At 61.5% G+C, this 17,123-nt stretch carries 15 protein-coding genes and 1 pseudogene; 12 read left to right on the top strand and 4 right to left on the bottom strand.

The window, feature by feature from the left end; translation table 11 throughout:
• The 3 genes and pseudogenes from P1U55_RS08785 to rsmI all read right to left on the bottom strand — a co-directional run.
• Window positions 1-506, bottom strand: a pseudogene (locus tag P1U55_RS08785) (glutathione synthase); the annotation flags it as partial.
• 72 nt (window positions 507-578) lie between these two features.
• Window positions 579-899, bottom strand: a complete 321-nt coding sequence (locus P1U55_RS08780; protein WP_301047182.1) for a YraN family protein — start codon at window positions 897-899, stop codon at window positions 579-581.
• A gap of 71 nt (window positions 900-970) precedes the next feature.
• Window positions 971-1,858, bottom strand: a complete 888-nt coding sequence (gene rsmI / locus P1U55_RS08775; protein WP_301047180.1) for a 16S rRNA (cytidine(1402)-2'-O)-methyltransferase — start codon at window positions 1,856-1,858, stop codon at window positions 971-973.
• Between the two features lie 75 nt (window positions 1,859-1,933).
• Between rsmI and P1U55_RS08770 the strand changes: the two genes are divergently transcribed.
• From P1U55_RS08770 to murJ, 3 genes are all read left to right on the top strand, one after another.
• Window positions 1,934-3,115 carry a penicillin-binding protein activator gene (locus tag P1U55_RS08770; RefSeq protein WP_301047179.1) on the top strand — a complete coding sequence of 394 codons (1,182 nt, stop codon included), beginning with the start codon at window positions 1,934-1,936 and terminating at the stop codon, window positions 3,113-3,115.
• A gap of 17 nt (window positions 3,116-3,132) precedes the next feature.
• The gene (locus P1U55_RS08765; RefSeq protein ID WP_301047177.1) at window positions 3,133-5,901 is read left to right on the top strand and encodes a [protein-PII] uridylyltransferase; all 2,769 of its coding nucleotides are present in this window, start codon (window positions 3,133-3,135) and stop codon (window positions 5,899-5,901) included.
• Between the two features lie 105 nt (window positions 5,902-6,006).
• A complete protein-coding gene (gene murJ / locus P1U55_RS08760; RefSeq protein ID WP_301047176.1) occupies window positions 6,007-7,554 on the top strand; it encodes a murein biosynthesis integral membrane protein MurJ in 1,548 nt (515 codons plus the stop codon).
• A 72-nt stretch (window positions 7,555-7,626) separates the two neighbouring features.
• Here murJ and P1U55_RS08755 read toward each other — a convergent pair whose 3' ends face one another.
• Window positions 7,627-8,316 carry a rhomboid family intramembrane serine protease gene (locus tag P1U55_RS08755; protein WP_301047174.1) on the bottom strand — a complete coding sequence of 230 codons (690 nt, stop codon included), beginning with the start codon at window positions 8,314-8,316 and terminating at the stop codon, window positions 7,627-7,629.
• Window positions 8,317-8,393: 77 nt separating this feature from the next.
• Between P1U55_RS08755 and trpS the strand changes: the two genes are divergently transcribed.
• From trpS to P1U55_RS08710, 9 genes are all read left to right on the top strand, one after another.
• The gene (gene trpS / locus P1U55_RS08750; RefSeq protein WP_301047173.1) at window positions 8,394-9,413 is read left to right on the top strand and encodes a tryptophan--tRNA ligase; all 1,020 of its coding nucleotides are present in this window, start codon (window positions 8,394-8,396) and stop codon (window positions 9,411-9,413) included.
• A 473-nt stretch (window positions 9,414-9,886) separates the two neighbouring features.
• Window positions 9,887-10,747: a branched-chain amino acid aminotransferase gene (locus P1U55_RS08745; protein WP_301047172.1), complete on the top strand. Its 861-nt coding sequence runs from the start codon at window positions 9,887-9,889 to the stop codon at window positions 10,745-10,747.
• A gap of 88 nt (window positions 10,748-10,835) precedes the next feature.
• Window positions 10,836-11,291 (top strand): universal stress protein, encoded by a 456-nt coding sequence (locus P1U55_RS08740; protein WP_301047171.1) that lies wholly within the window; start codon window positions 10,836-10,838, stop codon window positions 11,289-11,291.
• Between the two features lie 207 nt (window positions 11,292-11,498).
• Entirely contained in the window at window positions 11,499-12,062 is a 564-nt protein-coding gene (locus tag P1U55_RS08735) for a NifU family protein (RefSeq protein WP_301047168.1), read from the top strand.
• Between the two features lie 3 nt (window positions 12,063-12,065).
• The gene (gene tsaB / locus P1U55_RS08730; protein WP_301047167.1) at window positions 12,066-12,755 is read left to right on the top strand and encodes a tRNA (adenosine(37)-N6)-threonylcarbamoyltransferase complex dimerization subunit type 1 TsaB; all 690 of its coding nucleotides are present in this window, start codon (window positions 12,066-12,068) and stop codon (window positions 12,753-12,755) included.
• Window positions 12,752-13,201 carry a GNAT family N-acetyltransferase gene (locus P1U55_RS08725; RefSeq protein WP_301047166.1) on the top strand — a complete coding sequence of 150 codons (450 nt, stop codon included), beginning with the start codon at window positions 12,752-12,754 and terminating at the stop codon, window positions 13,199-13,201. The genes tsaB and P1U55_RS08725 overlap by 4 nt, the downstream gene beginning before the upstream one ends.
• 102 nt (window positions 13,202-13,303) lie before the next feature.
• On the top strand, window positions 13,304-14,293 hold the full coding sequence (locus P1U55_RS08720) for a BMP family ABC transporter substrate-binding protein (RefSeq protein ID WP_301047165.1): 990 nt from the start codon (window positions 13,304-13,306) through the stop codon (window positions 14,291-14,293).
• A 118-nt stretch (window positions 14,294-14,411) separates the two neighbouring features.
• Complete coding sequence (locus P1U55_RS08715) at window positions 14,412-15,953, top strand: ABC transporter ATP-binding protein (protein ID WP_301047164.1); 1,542 nt, start codon at window positions 14,412-14,414, stop codon at window positions 15,951-15,953.
• A complete protein-coding gene (locus P1U55_RS08710; RefSeq protein WP_301047163.1) occupies window positions 15,953-17,122 on the top strand; it encodes an ABC transporter permease in 1,170 nt (389 codons plus the stop codon). The genes P1U55_RS08715 and P1U55_RS08710 overlap by 1 nt, the downstream gene beginning before the upstream one ends.
• The last annotated feature ends 1 nt before the right edge of the window (window position 17,123 follow it).

The following is a 17,123-nucleotide window of genomic DNA, read 5'->3' as shown; positions in this document are numbered from 1 at the left end:
AAAACACCTGCCCCCCCATTGCCATAGAGCGGCTTCACGATCACATCGCCATGGGCCTCCTTGAAAGCTTTCAGGGTGGCCAGATCGCGCGAAACCGTGGTGGGCGGCGTCAGATCGGGGAAGTTGAGAACCAGCAGCTTTTCCGGTGAGTTACGCACCCAGAACGGATCATTGACGACCAGTGTTTTGCCGCCGATCTGCTCAAGGATATGGGTGGTGGTGATATACCCCATATCAAAGGGTGGGTCCTGCCGCAGCCAGACCACATCCATATCGGCCAGGTCGATTTCAAGAGCCTCACCGAGTGTGAAGTGATCGCCACGCTTGCGGCGCACCTCCAGCGGCCAGCCCTGGGCCACGACGCGGCCCTCTTTCCAGGCGAGTTGGTCGGGCGTGTAGAAAAACAGCTCCCAGCCACGCGCTTGCGCCTCTTCGGCCAGCCGGAAGGAGCTGTCAGCGTCAATATCAACCCGGTCGATCGGGTCCATCTGGAAGGCTACTTTCATGCGCCCTACCCCCTGAATGCGTTTCCCCTGTCATGGCCGAGCCGGCCCGGAAGTGCAACGGGCGCGGCGCACTCAAGCGGTGATAGCATTTTCGATGACACGCACCTCGCCCTGGCCGTTAACCAGTGCAAGATCAAAGCGCATCGGTGTGAGCTGGCCAAGCGGCAGGGTGCCAAGATACTCAGCGGCTGCGTTGCACAGGCGCGCAATCTGCCGGGGGCCAAGAGACTCGGCGGCGCGCTCGAAGGTTTGGCTTTGCTTGACCTCGATAAAGATCACACCCTCGGGTGTTTGTGCGATCAGATCAATCTCGCCACCGGCCCCACGCCAACGCTTGTCGCGCAGTGTTGCGCCGCGCTCTTCATAAAGGCGAGCGGCCGAATCCTCGGCCATGGTGCCAGCCTGATAGTTGCGTCGCCCGCGATTGCGGCGTTGTAGCCGGGGTTGGCTTTGATCTAAGGGCATTAATCACTTCCATTCTCACGGCCCAATTCGAGGGCCCGCTGATACATCTCGCGGCGCGGTTTGCCGAAAATCTCGGCAACTTCCGCCGCCGCATCCTTGACCCGCATCCCCGCCATGGCCGCGCGCAGGGCTTCATCAATCGCCTCAGGATCAGCTTCCTGCACATCGGCACGCCCGATCAAAAGCACGATCTCACCCTTCGGCGGGGCGTCATTGACCGATTTCAGAAGCTCACTCAGCGTGCCACGGCGCACCTCTTCAAACTTTTTGGTCAACTCCCGCGCCAGCGCGGCAGGGCGGTCTTGCCCGGCAATCTCGCAGAGTTCGGTTAATGTGCCCTTAATGCGTTTAGGCGATTCGAACAGGATCACCGTGCCATCGCTGCCAGCCAACCCTTCGAGAAACCGCTTGCGAGACGCGCCCGCGTGTGGCGGAAACCCCGCAAAGGTGAAGCGATCAGAAGGCAAGCCCGAGAGCGTGAGCGCAGCAAGCGCCGCCGATGGGCCGGGCGCCGTTGTTATCGCGATGCCTTGCTCGGCAGCCGCGCGGCCAAGTTGGAAGCCCGGGTCCGCCACAAGCGGTGTTCCGGCCTCGCTCACATAGGCGACCGAGCTTTCAGCGGCCAGTTTAAGCAGGCCATCGCGGGCCGAGGCGCTGGAATGATCGTGATAGGCGATCATACGCCGCCCATCTACAGGCACCCCATGAAGCTCCATCAGGCGCCGTGCCGTGCGGGTATCTTCGGCGGCGATAACCTCGGCGCTGGCAAGGATATCGAGCCCACGCAGGGTAATATCGCGGGCCGATCCTATGGGTGTCGCGACGAAGTAAATCCCCGGCGCAAGCAAGGTTTTGCGAAACACCGTTGCGCCAAACGGGTCAGACATTTACTTGACCTCTCCAGATGTTAAAATCACCGGACCACGCCCGGACCCGGCCCAAAGGCTTTGAAGGAGTATCCCATGTTTGCCCGTTTGAGGACCCCCCGTCGCACGGCGGTCAAGCTTCTTGCCCTTGCCGCCGCTGGCCTTATGGCCGCCTGCCAACCCATCGCGCTTGGCAACGGTGATGGCGGGCCACGCATCAACAGCAACGACCCGGTGCCAGTGGCGCTGCTGGTCCCTGCGGGATCGGGCAAATCCGGTGACGACCTGCTCGCCAAAGCGATCGAGAACGCCGCCCGCCTCGCCATTGCCGACCTTGATGGTGTAAAAATAGACCTGCGGGTTTACAACACTGCCGGCAACCCGAGCACTGCCGCAGGGGTTGCCCAGCGCGCGGTAGATGCAGGTGCCAAGGTCATCCTTGGCCCGGTTTACAGTGCAAGCGCCAATGCCGTGGGCGTCGCCGTGGCGGATGAGGGCGTGAACGTGCTCTCCTTTTCCAACAACCCCGATATTGCGGGTGGCAACGTGTTCGTGCTTGGGCCAACCTTTGAAAACACGGCAAACCGGCTCGTAGCCTACGCGCGCAGCCAGGGGCGCGGCAACATTTTCACCGTCCACGCTCAGAGCCTCGCCGAAGAGATCGGCCGTGATGCGATTGCCAAGGCAATTTCGCAGAACGGTGCCAGCAATGCCGGATCGGCCAGCTTTGAGCTTTCCCAGCAAGGGCTCATCGCCGCCGTCCCCAAGATCGTGAGCCAAGCCAAGGCATCCGGTGCGGATGCGGTGTTTTTCACATCCACCAACGATGGCGCCATGCCCTTCCTTGCGCAGCTTTTGCCTGAGGCGGGCCTTTCCCCCTCGGCCACTCAGTTCATTGGGCTAGGGCGCCTCGACATCCCGACCGAAGCGCTAACCCAGCCGGGCCTTCAGGGCAGCTGGTTTGCGATGCCTGACCCAAACCTCTATGGCAACTTCCGTGGCCGCTACCAGCAAGCCTATGGCGGCGTACCACACCCGATCGCCAGCCTCGCCTATGATGGAATCGCCGCTATCGGGGCCTTGGTGGCGCGCCAGGGCAATACCGCGCTCACCCGCTCTGCCCTCACCCAAGGCTCTGGCTTTGTGGGCACCGGCGGTATCTTCCGGCTGCGCAATGACGGAACCAACCAGCGCGGCCTCGCCGTGGCACAAATCCGCAACAATCAGGTTGTGATCATCAACGCCGCGCCGCGCAGCTTTAGCGGTGCAGGCTTCTGAGCGGAGCCGCCCGGACTTTGACAAACCCAGCCAAAATCACCCCGTCGGGCAAGCTTATTTGCCCGGCGGAGGACATCATCGACGCCCCAAAGCTGGCCGCCACCCTGCGTGACCGCCTTGAGGGCGCAAGCGATGCAATGGCCGTGCGCAACGCGGCCACCCAGCTTTTGAACGAGGCAGGCAAAGCGGGCCGCACCAAGATTGCGGATGCGTTTGAGGCAAGCCCCCTCAGCGCCCGCGAACTGGTCCACTCCTACGCCTATCTGACAGACGGGCTTGTTACGCTGTCGTTCTGGATTGCCCAAACATTCCTGCATCCGATCAACAACCCAACCACCGGCGAGCGGCTCGCGCTATGTGCTGTGGGCGGTTACGGGCGGGCAGAAATGGCTCCGCAATCCGATGTCGACCTGCTGTTCATCACCCCTTACAAAATGACGGCCTGGGCCGAGAGCGTGATCGAAAGCACCCTCTATATCCTGTGGGACTTGCACCTGAAGGTGGGGCATGCCTCACGCTCGGTCAAAGACTGCTTGCGGCTCGGCAAAGACGATTTCACCATCCGCACTTCGCTGATCGAATTGCGTTTTCTGGCGGGGGACGCGGCGCTTTCTGACGAGTTGCGGCACCGCCTGCGCGACGAGTTGTTCGCCAACACCAGCCGGGAGTTTATTGAGGCCAAGCTCGATGAACGCACCGAGCGCCACCAGAAACAAGGCGGCCAGCGCTACATGCTGGAGCCGAATGTGAAGGAAGGTAAAGGCGGGCTACGCGACCTGCAATCGCTGTTCTGGATCGCCAAATACACCCATCGCGTGAACCGGATCAAAGACCTAGTTGCACTCGGCGTGTTTACCCCCGAGGAATACGACGCCTTTGAAGCGGCGGAAGATTTTCTTTGGGCCGTGCGCGCCCACTTGCACCTGATCGCCAAGCGCCCTTCTGACCAGCTTACCTTTGATGTGCAAATCGAAGTCGCCGCGCGGATGGGTTATAAGGACAAGAGCGGGCGACGGGCGGTTGAGCACTTTATGCAGGACTACTTTCGCCACGCCACGATGGTTGGTGAACTCACCCGCATTTTCCTCTCGGCGCTCGAAGCAGACCACGCAAAAAGCCTGCCTTCGCTTGTGGGCCTGCTGCGTCGCCGCAAGGTGAAGCCAGGCTATGTCGTCATCCAGAACAGATTGGCCGTGGCGGATGAGGCCGAGTTTCTGGCCGACAAGCTCAACCTGTTGCGCCTGTTTGAAGAAGCCTTGCGTACCGGCCTCCTGATCCACCCGGATGCCATGCGTTTGGTCACCGCCCATCTTGACCTGATCGACGATGACATGCGGCGCAACAAGGAAGCCTCGCGGATTTTCCTCGACCTGCTGATCAAACACGGCAATCCAGAGCGTGCGCTGCGCCGGATGAACGAGTTGGGCGTGCTATCGGCCTTCATTCCAGAGTTCGCGCCAATCGTGGCGATGATGCAGTTCAACATTTACCATCACTACACGGTCGATGAGCACACTATTCAGTGCATCTCGCAGCTTGCCCAGATTGAGCGCGGAGAACTGGTTGACGTCCTGCCGGTTGCGTCCGGGATTCTCGAAAAGGGGGTCAACCGCAAGGTTCTTTATCTTGCGCTTCTGCTCCATGATATCGGCAAGGGCCGCGAAGAGGATCACTCGGTCCTTGGGGCGCGGATCGCCCGTGCCGTTGTGCCGCGTTTCCACTTGAAGCCGTCTGAGGCCGAAACGGTGGAGTGGCTGGTGCGGTATCATCTTCTGATGTCGGACATGGCCCAAAAGCGTGATCTGTCTGACCCGCGCACCATCCGCAACTTTGCCCGCGCTGTGAAAACCACCAAACGGCTTGATCTGCTCACCGTGTTGACGGCCTGCGACATTCGTGGCGTTGGGCCGGGAACGTGGAACAACTGGAAAGCCCAGCTTCTTCGCAACCTTTATCATCAAACCGCCGACGCGCTTGAAAACGGCCTTGAGGATCTGAACCGTGACAAGCAAAGCGCCGAAGCCAAACGTGCTTTGCGCGAAGCCCTGAGCGGCTGGGGCAAGGCCGAACTGCGCGCCGAGTTGGCACGGCACTACGACCCCTATTTGCAAGGTCTTTCGGCCCAAACTCAGGTTGTTTTGGCGGGGCTTCTCAAGGGGATTGGTGATGACGAAATTCGCCTCGATCTCACCCCCGACGAGGACCGTGATGCAACCCGCGCCTGTTTTGCTCTGGCCGACCACCCAAGCATTTTTGCGCGGCTTACGGGCGCGCTTGCCCTCGTTGGCGCCAATGTGGTTGATGCGCGCAGCTACACCACCAAAGACGGCTACGCGACGGCGATTTTCTGGATACAGGACGCTGATGGAAACCCCTATTCCACCAGCAAGCTGGACCGCCTGCGCTCCATGATCACCAAAACCCTGAGCGGTGAGGTGCTGGCGCGCGAGGCGCTCAAATCGAAGGACAAGTTCAAGAAGCGCGAAAAGAACTTCCGCTTCCCCACGACCGTGAGTTTCGACAATGACCTGTCGGAGATTTACACGATCATCGAAGTCGATACGCGTGATCGGCCCGGCCTGCTATATGATCTGGCCCGCACCCTTTCAGAGAATAATCTGCAAATTGCCAGCGCCGTGGTCGCGACCTATGGCGCGCAGGCAGTGGACAGCTTTTATGTGAAAGACCCGTTTGGCCTTAAAATCTATAGTGACAGCAAGCAAAAGAGCCTAGAGGCCCGCCTGAAAGACGCCGTAACAAAAGGCACCGAACGCGCCAACGGATAGGCATCTCGGCGAGGGCGTCGGCCATGTTTGTGATCTGCGAATGTTGGGATTTCCGCCGCCGCGCGATGCGGCTATGCTTTGGTGCAAAAGCATAGCGAGCAGCCCATGAAACCCATCCGCCTGATCAAGGGCTTTCTCACCGTCGGCCTCTGGACGCTGATGAGCCGCATCATGGGGTTTGCCCGCGATATCATCATCGCCAGCCGCCTGGGGGATGGGCCGATAGCCGAGGCCTTTGTTGTGGCTTTCACGCTGCCGAACATGTTTCGCAGGTTTTTCGCCGAAGGTGCGTTCAACCTCGCCTTCATCCCGATCTTTTCCAAAAAGCTGGAGGCGGATGATGACCCGCTGACCTTTGCGCGCGATGCCTTTGCCGGGCTGGCAGGCGTGTTGATCGTGCTGACGCTTTTGGCACAGCTTGTGATGCCCTGGATGGTTCTGGCGATGGCATCCGGGTTCGCCGAGGATGAACGCCTCGACCTTGCGGTCACCTTCGGGCGCATCTGCTTTCCTTACATCCTCTTCATCTCGCTCGCCGCGCTGCTTTCCGGAGTGCTCAACGCCACCGGGCGCTTTGCCGCCGCGGCGGCTGCGCCCGTGTTGCTCAATGTGGTTCTTGTCGCGGCCATGCTGCTTGCGGTGCAGATGGACTGGGATTTTGGCCTCACCCTGTCGTGGGCGGTGCCGGTGGCGGGCATCGCTCAAATGGTGCTGGTTTGGATCGCCGCCTCAAGGGCAGGCTTCCGGCTGTTGCCGCGCTGGCCGCATATGACCCCTGAGTTGAAGCGCCTGGCGATCATCGCGGCCCCTGCCGCGCTGTCTGGCGGGGTGCTTCAGGTGAACCTGCTGGTGAGCCGCCAAGTGGCCAGCTACTACGATGGCGCGATCCAGTACCTCAACCTTGCCGATCGGCTCTACCAACTGCCGCTTGGCGTGGTGGCCATAGCGATCGGCGTGGTGCTCCTGCCCGACTTGTCGCGCCGCATTCAGGCGGGCGATGAGGCTGGCGGGAGAGACGCCTTGAACCGCGCGGCCGAGTTTGCTCTTTTCCTCACGTTGCCCGCTGCGGTGGCGCTGGTATTGGTGGCCGCGCCCATCACCTCGGTGCTCTATCAGCGCGGCGCTTTCGGCCCAGAGGCCGCTGCCGCCACCGCGCTGGCCACCAGCGCCTATGGCCTCGGCTTGCCTGCCTTCGTGCTTCAAAAAGTGCTCCAACCGCTGTTTTATGCACGCCATGACACCCGCCGCCCGATGAACTACGCACTCCTCACCATTGGTGTGAATGCCGCTGCCGCCATTGGGTTTTCCTATCTCTTTGGGTTCGTCGGCGCGGCCCTTGGCACCACGCTTGCGGCCTGGGCCATGGTGGTGCTGCTCTGGTTCGGTTCGCGCAACATGGGCGATGCGGCCCGCCCGGACAGCCGCCTGCTCTCCCGCCTGCCGCGCATGGTGGCAAGCGCGGCGATTATGGGTGGGGTTCTCTTGGCCGCAAACTGGCTGCTTGCGGATGCGCTCGCCACGCCCGGCCTGCGCTACATCGCGCTTCTTGGGCTCGTCACCGCCGGGATCGTAAGCTACTTCACAGCCGCCGAACTCACTGGCGCGATGCGGATTGCCGAATTGAAAGCCTCACTTCGCCGCCGCAAGGCCTAACCCCCACCAGCCCGCGCAAGGCCCCCCGGAGCGCACGGGGTGGGTGGGTGGGCGTGCGGTCCGGGGGGCGGCCTACCGCTGCCGCATCCGCTGCATCAGCCGTGCCCATCCGCCGGGGCTGAGCGGGACCGAAAGGAACATCCCCGCCGCGAATCCACCCAGTTCGGCCACCCAAAGATTGCTGGCACCAAACACCACGCCGAATACCAGGTGAAACACACAAAGCCCGCCGATCAGCGTGAAGGCGCGGTATTGGTTTTCACCAAGATGGCCGTAATGCACCCATAGAATATAGGTATAGGCCCCGATCAGCGCGTAGGCTCCGGGGAATGCACCAAACAGCGGCACCGAATCGTTGAGCAAAAGCGCATAGGCCAATGCGCCGCAAATCAACCCGCCGAAAAACAGCACCAGCGCCTGCACCTGCCCAAAGGTCTCTGCCACCATCTTGCCCAGCGCCAACGTCAACACCGCGCCAAAGATCATCTGCGTGAAGCTGATATGCACGAAACCGTAGCTCACAAACCGCAAGAGCTGTGACGGTGGAAACTCTCCACGCTCAAGCATCATGTCGAATATCTCGCCAGAGAAGGCATACGTCTGAAGCGCCATCATTCGCAGGTCATCGCCGCCCTGATAGCGGCCAATCAGCCCCATCTGCGCGAGGCTGAAAACCAGTTCGGCCCCGGCGATCACCACCACAAGGGCAACGATCGCGGCAGGAACCGTATTGAAAGGCGAAACATTGTGATCGGTGCTCATGGTGTTCCCTCGGTTGACGCTCCCGGCGGCCATGGGTAAGCGAGCAAGCATCCAATTACCAGACGAGGCTGCCTCACATGGCCGAGACCACCTTTACCCCCCGCGTATTCTCCGGGATCAAGCCCTCCGGCGGGCTGACCCTTGGCAACTACCTCGGCGCGATCAAACGCTGGGTAGAAATGGCGGATGAACCCTATGAAACCGTGTATTGCGTGGTTGATCTGCACGCCATCACCGTCTGGCAAGACCCGGCTGACCTGCGCGCTGCGACTTATGAAGTGGCCGCTGGCCTGCTGGCATCGGGCATCGACCCGGCCAAATCGATCCTCTTCAACCAAAGCCAGGCACCCGAACATGCCGAGCTTGGCTGGATCCTCAGCTGCGTGGCCCGCGTGGGCTGGATGAACCGGATGACGCAGTTCAAGGACAAGGCCGGCAAAAACGCCGAAAAGGTTTCGCTGGGCCTTTATGCCTACCCCGCCTTGATGGCGGCTGACATTCTGGCCTACCACGCCACCCATGTTCCGGTGGGCGAGGACCAAAAGCAGCATGTCGAGTTGACCCGCGACATCGCCGCAAAGTTCAACCACGACTACGGCGAAGAGTTCTTCCCGCTCACCGAACCGGTGATCGAGGGGCCTGGGATGCGGGTGATGAGCCTGCGCGATGGATCAAAGAAAATGTCAAAATCCGGTGAGAGCGACATGGAGCGCATCAACATGCTCGATGACGCTGATACCATCGCCAAGAAGTTCAAGAAGGCCCGCACCGATCCGGCCCCCTTGCCCGAAACCCTTGATGGCTTGAAAGACCGCCCCGAAGCCAGGAACCTCGTGGATATCTACGCAAGCCTCTCGCATACCAGTGCCGAGGCGGTGATTGCCGAATACGCCGGGGCTGGCTGGGGGCAGTTCAAGCCCGCGCTCGCGGATCTTGCCGTGGATAAGCTGGCCCCAATCTCCAGTGAGATGAAGCGGCTGATCGACGACAAGGGCGAGTTGGACCGTATCCTTGGCTCCGGCGCTGAAAAGGCACGCGAAATTGCCGCGCCGATCCTCAAGCGCACCTACGAGATCGTGGGCCTCGTTCGCAGCTGACCGCCGGGGCGGGGTCAACCCCGCACTGTGCCACGCCCCACGGCCACGGCTGGCCTCATTCCTGATGGCCGGACCGTGGGGCAAGCCAGGGGAGTGATGGACGGGTGCCGAACAAACAACGGCGTTAAGCACCATTGCAATGCACCACCGGCAGGATGGCTGCGCGACCAAGCATACACCGTGCATATGCACGCCGCTTTGCCTTGCCTTGCTGGTCTCCTCGCAGAGCGCTGCCTGTCACCCAACTGTCATCAATCCGTAACGCGCTGGATTCATCGCCGGGCCATAAGGGGCCTGCGGGCGACGTCCCCTCGTGCGCCCTGCTCTCTGGAGCACCCCTCGCGGGCCTGCTGCTTCACCCCGGCCGGCAGGCCCACATCGCCCCTCGGTCCACCCCGGCCGAGGGGCGCTTCTTTGTCACTGGTCTTCCCCGCCGCGCCACCCTAATCTCCGCACGAAAAAGGAGGCTCACCATGGCAACCGGAAAAAATGTCCGCACATACTTCGATGGCAAATGGCACGACGGCGACGTGATGATCATGCGTGCCGCCGATCACGGCAGCTGGCTTGGAACAACCGTGTTTGATGGCGCCCGGTTTCTGGATGGTGTCGCGCCCGATATCGAAGCCCATTGCGCCCGTGCGAACCGCTCCGCAGAAGCGCTGATGATCACCCCCACCGTTACCACCGAAGATATGGTGCAAATCGCGTGGGAGGGCCTCAAGAGCTACCCGAAAGACGCTGCCGTTTACATCCGCCCAATGTATTGGGCGCTTGATGGCAACGATCTGGGCATCGCCCCCAAGCCCGGTGCCACCGGTTTTGCCCTTTGCCTTGAAGAAATCCCCATGGCCCCGCCAGAGGCGACCACAACCCTCGCCACAACGCGCTTTCGCCGCCCGGTGCTGGCCGATAATGTGTGCAACGCCAAGGCGGGCTGCCTTTACCCCAATAACGCACGCATGCTGACGGAGGCCCGCTCCAAAGGCTACGGCGATGCGCTGGTCGGCGATGCGATGGGCAACGTAGCCGAGGCGGCATCCGCCAATGCCTTCATGGTGCGCGATGGCGAGCTATTCACCCCCGTCGCAAATGGCACCTTCCTTGCCGGTATCACCCGTGCGCGCCACATGGCCAACCTGCGGGCCGAGGGCTACACCGTGCATGAAACCGTGCTCACCTTCGATGATTTCCGCAAAGCCGATGAGGTTTTCCTGTCTGGCAATCTAATGAAGGTGACCCCGGTGACCGAATTCGAGGGCACCACCTACGCGCATGGCCCGGTCACAAAAACCGTTCGTGAGCTTTATTGGGATTGGGCGCGTTCCACCTGACATGCCCGCCAATGATCGTGTGACTGCGATGATCTGTTGCCCCCCTCGCGCCGCTGCGCCATGATCGCACCCCAAGGAGGGCCCTCGGATGCGGAAGTTTCTCGTTATCCTTGATGACAGTCGCGAATGCCTGAACGCCATGCGCTTTGCCGCCATGCGCGCGGCCAAAACCGGTGCGGGCGTGGAGATCCTGTCGATCGTCCCGCCCGATGAGTTCAACCACTGGATCGGTGTGGCCGATGTGATGCGGGCCGAGGCGCGGGAACGGATTGAGGCGCATTTCGAGGTTTTCGCCAAATGGATGCGCGACCGGCAGGGCATTGATCCCGAACTGGTGATCCGCGAGGGGGAACCTGTTGACGAGATCCTCGCCCAAGTGCGCGATGACCCGGAAGTCGGCGTGCTGGTCCTTGGTGCTGGCACTGGCAAAAACGGCTCCGGCCCCATTGTCACCGCCCTCACCAAAAACGCCGGAGCGCTGGAAGTCCCAATCACGATCGTGCCCGGCGAGCTTTCCAAGGAGCGCCTGGAAAGCATCACCTGACGCGCAGCCGCCTACCGGCTCATTTCCCCGAAGCGTTTTTCCATGCTGCGGATATGTATCGCAGCCGCCCGGTCCTAGCCGTGCAGGAGGAGATGCGGCAAGCAGCGCCCGCCCTGCCCTCCCGCCCCGCAATTTAGAACGGTTCCAAATCTTGACCACGGCCCTCTGCAAGCGCATATAAGGCATAACCTCGAAAGGACCGCGATCATGTTCATCCAGACCGAATCCACGCCAAACCCTGCCACGCTGAAGTTCCTTCCCGGTCAGGAGGTTCTGGCCGCCGGAACCGCCGATTTTCCAACGCGTGAGGCCGCTGCCGGCTCGCCGCTTGCCAACCGCATCTTCGCGGTCGATGGCGTGACAGGCGTGTTTCTGGGCAGCGATTTTGTGACCGTAACCAAGGCAGAAACCATCGAGTGGGACCACATCAAGCCCGCGATCCTTGGCGCAATCATGGAGCACGTCCAATCGGGCGAGCCTGTGCTTGCGGGTGAAGCGGCGCCCGCAGCGGCCCATGCCGAGCACGAGGGCGAAGACGGAGAGATCGTTGATCAGATCAAGCAGTTGCTTGACACCCGCGTGCGCCCTGCCGTCGCACAAGATGGTGGAGACATCACCTTCCACGGGTTTGATCGCGGGATCGTTTACCTGCACATGCAGGGTGCCTGTGCAGGCTGCCCCTCTTCGACGCTCACGCTGAAAATGGGTATCGAGAACCTGCTGCGCCATTACATTCCCGAAGTGGTTGAAGTGCGCCCCGTCGCGGCTTGATCAATGGGCGTCACCGACCCGACCCTGCTGGCGTTTGATACCTCCGGCCCCCACATTGCGGGGGCCGTTCTGCATCAAGATGCTGTGATTGCCGAGCGGCAGATCGAGATGGCGCGCGGGCAGGCAGAAGGGCTTTTTCCGCTGCTCGAAACGCTGCTCACCGAGGCCTCGCTCACGTGGCAAAATCTGCATGGCATCGCTGTTGGCATCGGCCCCGGAAACTTCACCGGCATCCGCATTTCAGTTGCCGCCGCGCGGGGGCTGGCCCTGGGTCTGGGCATCCCTTCCATCGGGGTTTCCAATTTCGAACTGCTGCTCGATCCGATGCGCCCTTTGGCCGAGCCTGCCCTCCTCCTCAGCCTTGAGGCCCCGCGCGGGCAGGCCTATGTGCAGCATTTCCGCTATGGCATCGCGCAAAGCCCGCCCCGGCTGATTGATCCTTCCGCCCCTCCCGCCGATCTGGAACTGCCGATCAACATGCGCGTCATGGGCCACCATGCCCAACAGATTGCCGCGCCATTCCATGCAAACTGGCAAGAAGCGCGCCCGCAGGAAATTGGGCCGCGCATGGTGCGGCGCGCGGAATGGCGGCTTGCGCAGGCGGACGAGGCCCTGCCGCGCCCTGCCCCGCTCTATGCGCGCGCGGCTGATGCGGCCCCCGCCCGCGATGCCCCGCCGGAGATCGTGGAATGAGCGCCGCGGCCGCCGATTTGGCCAGACTGCATGCGCGCTGTTTCACCTCCCCCCGGCCGTGGACAGCCGAGGAAATTGCCAGCCTGCTCACCGGAAGCACGGTTTTCCTGATCGGTGATGGCGAAGGCTTTGCCATGGGTCAGGCGGTGGCAGGCGAGGCCGAACTGCTCACCATCGCAATCCCCCCCGAAGCCCGCCGACAAGGGCGTGGTGCAGCTTTGCTGGAGGCGTTCCACCGCGAAGCCTTTGCGCGCGGCGCAACCCAGGCGATTCTTGAAGTGAGCGCCGAAAATGCTGACGCCCGCGCGCTTTACGCCGCAGCGGGCTACACACAAACCGGATGCCGCCCCGGCTACTACCGCGCCCTTGATGGCAGCCGCCTTGATGCACTGGTTCTTGCCCGTTCCCTGCCCGCGTTACGTTGCGCTGCAGCAAAAAGCGGTTGACCCCTCCGCTGCAAACAGCCCTAATTCCACGATGACCCAAACCCGCAGCCCCGAGGCCTGGCCCGAAAGGCGTGGGAAAATAACCAACGGGAGACTTTATTGATGACCTTCGCGCGCAAGCTTATGGCTGCCACTGCCGGGCTGGCCCTCACCGCCGGCGCCGCCCTGGCCGAACCAGCGATCATTTTTGACCTTGGCGGCAAGTTCGACAAATCCTTCAACGAAAGCGCCTATACCGGTGCCAAGAAGTGGGCCGAAGAGACTGGCGGCACCTTCAAAGAGATCGAGATGCAATCGGAGGCCCAGCGCGAGCAGGCCCTGCGCCGCCTTGCGGAAGATGGCGCCAACCCCGTTGTGATGACCGGTTTCGCCTTTGGCACCGTGCTGGACGAAGTGGCCCCTGATTATCCTGACACAAAGTTTGCCATCATCGACATGGTGGTTGACCAGCCCAACGTGAAATCAGTGGTCTTCAACGAGCACGAGGGCTCTTACCTCGTTGGTATCATGGCGGCCATGGCTTCTGAGTCGGGCACGGTTGGCTTTATTGGCGGCATGGATATACCGCTGATCCGCAAGTTCGCCTGCGGCTACGCACAGGGCGTGAAGGCGACCAACCCTGACGCCACGGTTATCCAGAACATGACCGGCACCACACCCTCGGCATGGAACGACCCGGTGAAAGGCACCGAGCTGACCAGAGCCCAGATCAGCCAAGGCGCTGACGTGGTTTATGCCGCTGCCGGTGGCACCGGCGTGGGCGTGCTTCAGGCCGCTGCTGACGAAGGCATCTACTCGATCGGCGTGGACAGCAACCAGAACCACCTGCACCCCGGTTCGGTCCTGACTTCGATGCTCAAACGCGTCGACGTGGCCGTAATGAAGGCCTTCTCCGAAGGTGCTGATCTGACCCCCGGCATCACTGTTCTTGGCCTCGCCGATGATGGTGTTGGGTTTGCGATGGACGAAAACAACAAGGACATCGTGACGCCTGAAATGATCGCCGCAACCGATGAGGCGAAAGCCAAGATCATCTCCGGCGAGATCGCGGTGCATGATTACATGTCCGACAACACCTGCCCGGTCGAATGATTGGCGCTCCTGTTGTAGATTGACGCTAAGGGATGGGCCGCACCGGGTGACCGGAGGCGGCCTTTTCTACCCAAAAAGGGCGAAGAACGCCCGCAACGACGAAGGGATCGGGGGACCCATGCCGGATACACAGCCGCCAGCGATCGAACTCCGTGGCATCTCAAAGGCCTTCGGCCCGGTGCAGGCCAACAAGGATATCAACCTTTCGGTCAAGCGTGGGGCGATCCACGGTATCATCGGTGAGAATGGCGCAGGGAAATCCACCCTGATGAGCATTCTTTACGGCTTTTACAAAGCCGATAAGGGCGAAATCCTGATCAGCGGCCAGATCACCCACATCCCCGATAGCCAAGCCGCAATCGCCGCCGGGATCGGCATGGTTTTCCAGCATTTCAAGCTGGTGCAAAACTTCACCGTCCTCGAAAATGTGGTTCTGGGGGCCGAAGACGGAGCGTTGCTTGGGCCATCCCTGAGCAAGGCCCGCAAGGAGCTTACCGCGCTCGCCGCCGAATATGGCCTCGACGTGGACCCGGACGCCCTGATCCAGGATATCGGCGTGGGCATGCAGCAGCGTGTTGAAATCCTCAAAGCCCTCTACCGCCAGGCTGATATTCTTATTCTCGACGAGCCCACCGGGGTGCTGACCCCGGCTGAGGCCGATCAGCTTTTCCGCATTCTGGGGCGGCTGAAGGAAGAAGGAAAAACCATCGTCCTGATCACCCACAAACTGCGCGAAATCATGGAAATCACCGACACGGTAAGCGTGATGCGGCGCGGCGAGATGACGGCCACCGTTGAAACCGCCACCACCTCCCCCGAGGCACTGGCCGAGTTGATGGTGGGCCGCAAGGTGCTGCTACGGGTTGAGAAAAAGCCCGCCAAGGTCGGCGCGTTGGTGCTTGAAGTCCGCGACCTGAAAGTGACCGATGACAAGGGCGTGCAAAAGCTGCGCGGCATCTCCTTTGATATCCGCGCCGGTGAAATCCTGGGGCTGGCCGGTGTTGCCGGGAATGGCCAATCTGAGCTGCTGGAGGTTCTGGGCGGCTACCAGAAGGCCAAGGGCACGATCCGTATGAACGGCGAGGAAATTGATCTGACGGGGCGCCACTCTGACGCGCAATCGCGCCGTGCCCGTGGGATCGCCCATGTCCCCGAAGACCGCCACCGCGAGGGGCTGATTCTGGAGTTTCAGGCCTGGGAAAACATGGCCTTTGGCTACCATAACGACCCGAAATATCAGAAAAATGCACTGATGATGGACAATGACGCCATCCGTGCCGACACCGCCGAGAAGATGGCGCGCTTTGATGTGCGCCCGCCCAATCCCCTGCTGGCGGCCAAGAGCTTTTCGGGGGGCAACCAGCAAAAGATTGTGTTGGCCCGCGAGATTGAGCGGAACCCCGATTTGCTGCTCATCGGCCAGCCAACGCGGGGCGTGGATATTGGCGCCATCGAGTTTATCCACCAGCAGATTATGCGGCTGCGCGATGAGGGCAAGGCGATCCTTTTGGTCTCGGTCGAGCTTGAAGAGATCATGTCACTCTCCGACCGCATTGCGGTGATGTTCGACGGCCAGATCATGGGCGAACGCCTGCCCGAAAAGACCGACGAAAAGGAACTGGGCCTGCTCATGGCCGGAATGGCGGGGGAGGCTGCCTGATGGATATCATGCCCAAATGGGCCGAGGTTTTCCTTGTGCCCCTGATCTCGCTGATCCTTGCGGCGATCCTGTCGGCGGTGGTCATCCTCGCGATCGGTGAAAACCCGATCGACGCGGTTTCGATCATGATCAAAGGCTCGGTGCTTTCGGTGCGCGGATGGGGCTATACCCTTTATTACGCAACGAATTTCATCTTCACCGGCCTCTGCGTGGCGGTCGCCTTCCATGCGCGGCTGTTCAACATTGGTGGCGAAGGCCAAGCCGCCCTTGGGGGCCTTGGGGTGGCGCTTGCGCTGCTGTTTATTCCCTGGCCACACTGGTCGATCGCGCTGGCTGCGGCGACCGTTGCGGCGGCGGCCTTTGGCGCACTTTGGGCCTTGATCCCGGCCTACCTGCAAGCCGCGCGGGGCAGCCATATCGTGATCACGACGATCATGTTCAACTTCATGGCCTCTGGCCTGCTGAACTACCTGCTCTCCAACAGCCTCAAGCCGATTGGCCAGTCTGATCCCGCGACCGCCAAGTTTAACGCGGCCTTCGACCTGCCCACACTGAACGGGGTGCTCACCCAGATGGGCTATAAGGCGGCGCGCGACGACTCGGTGAACATCACCTTCCTCGTCGCCATTGCGGCCTGTTTTGCCGTGTGGTTCCTGCTCTGGCGCACCCGGCTTGGCTATCAGATCAGGGCGTTTGGCCAATCGGAAACGGCGGCAAAATACGCGGGCATCAAGCCGGTCCGCATCACCATGATCGCGATGATGATAAGCGGTGGCCTTGCCGGGCTGATGGCAATTAACACCGTGATGGGCGAGCAGGAACGCCTTGTTCTCAACGCGGTAGAAGGCGCGGGCTTTATCGGCATCGCAGTGGCGCTGATGGGCCGCAGCCACCCGTTTGGCGTGTTTCTCGCAGCACTGCTGTTTGGCTTTCTCTATCAGGGCGGGGCCGAATTGGCGCTGTGGACCAACATCCCGCGCGAGTTGATCGTGGTGATCCAGGCGCTGGTGATCCTTTTCACCGGGGCGCTTGATAATATGGTGCGGATGCCGCTGGAACGGCTGTTCCTGCGCCTGCGCAAGCCCGAAGCACCGCCCCCCACCGCTCCGCCGCCGCCCGGCCCCACGCGGCCCGATCATACCCCCGAAGGCACGGTGAAGGAGGCATGAT

The sequence above is a fragment of the Vannielia sp. genome, from assembly GCF_029212645.1.
Lineage (GTDB): Bacteria > Pseudomonadota > Alphaproteobacteria > Rhodobacterales > Rhodobacteraceae > Vannielia.
The sequence above is the reverse complement of the archived record's forward strand: the minus strand, read 5'-3'. Positions and strand labels throughout refer to the sequence as shown.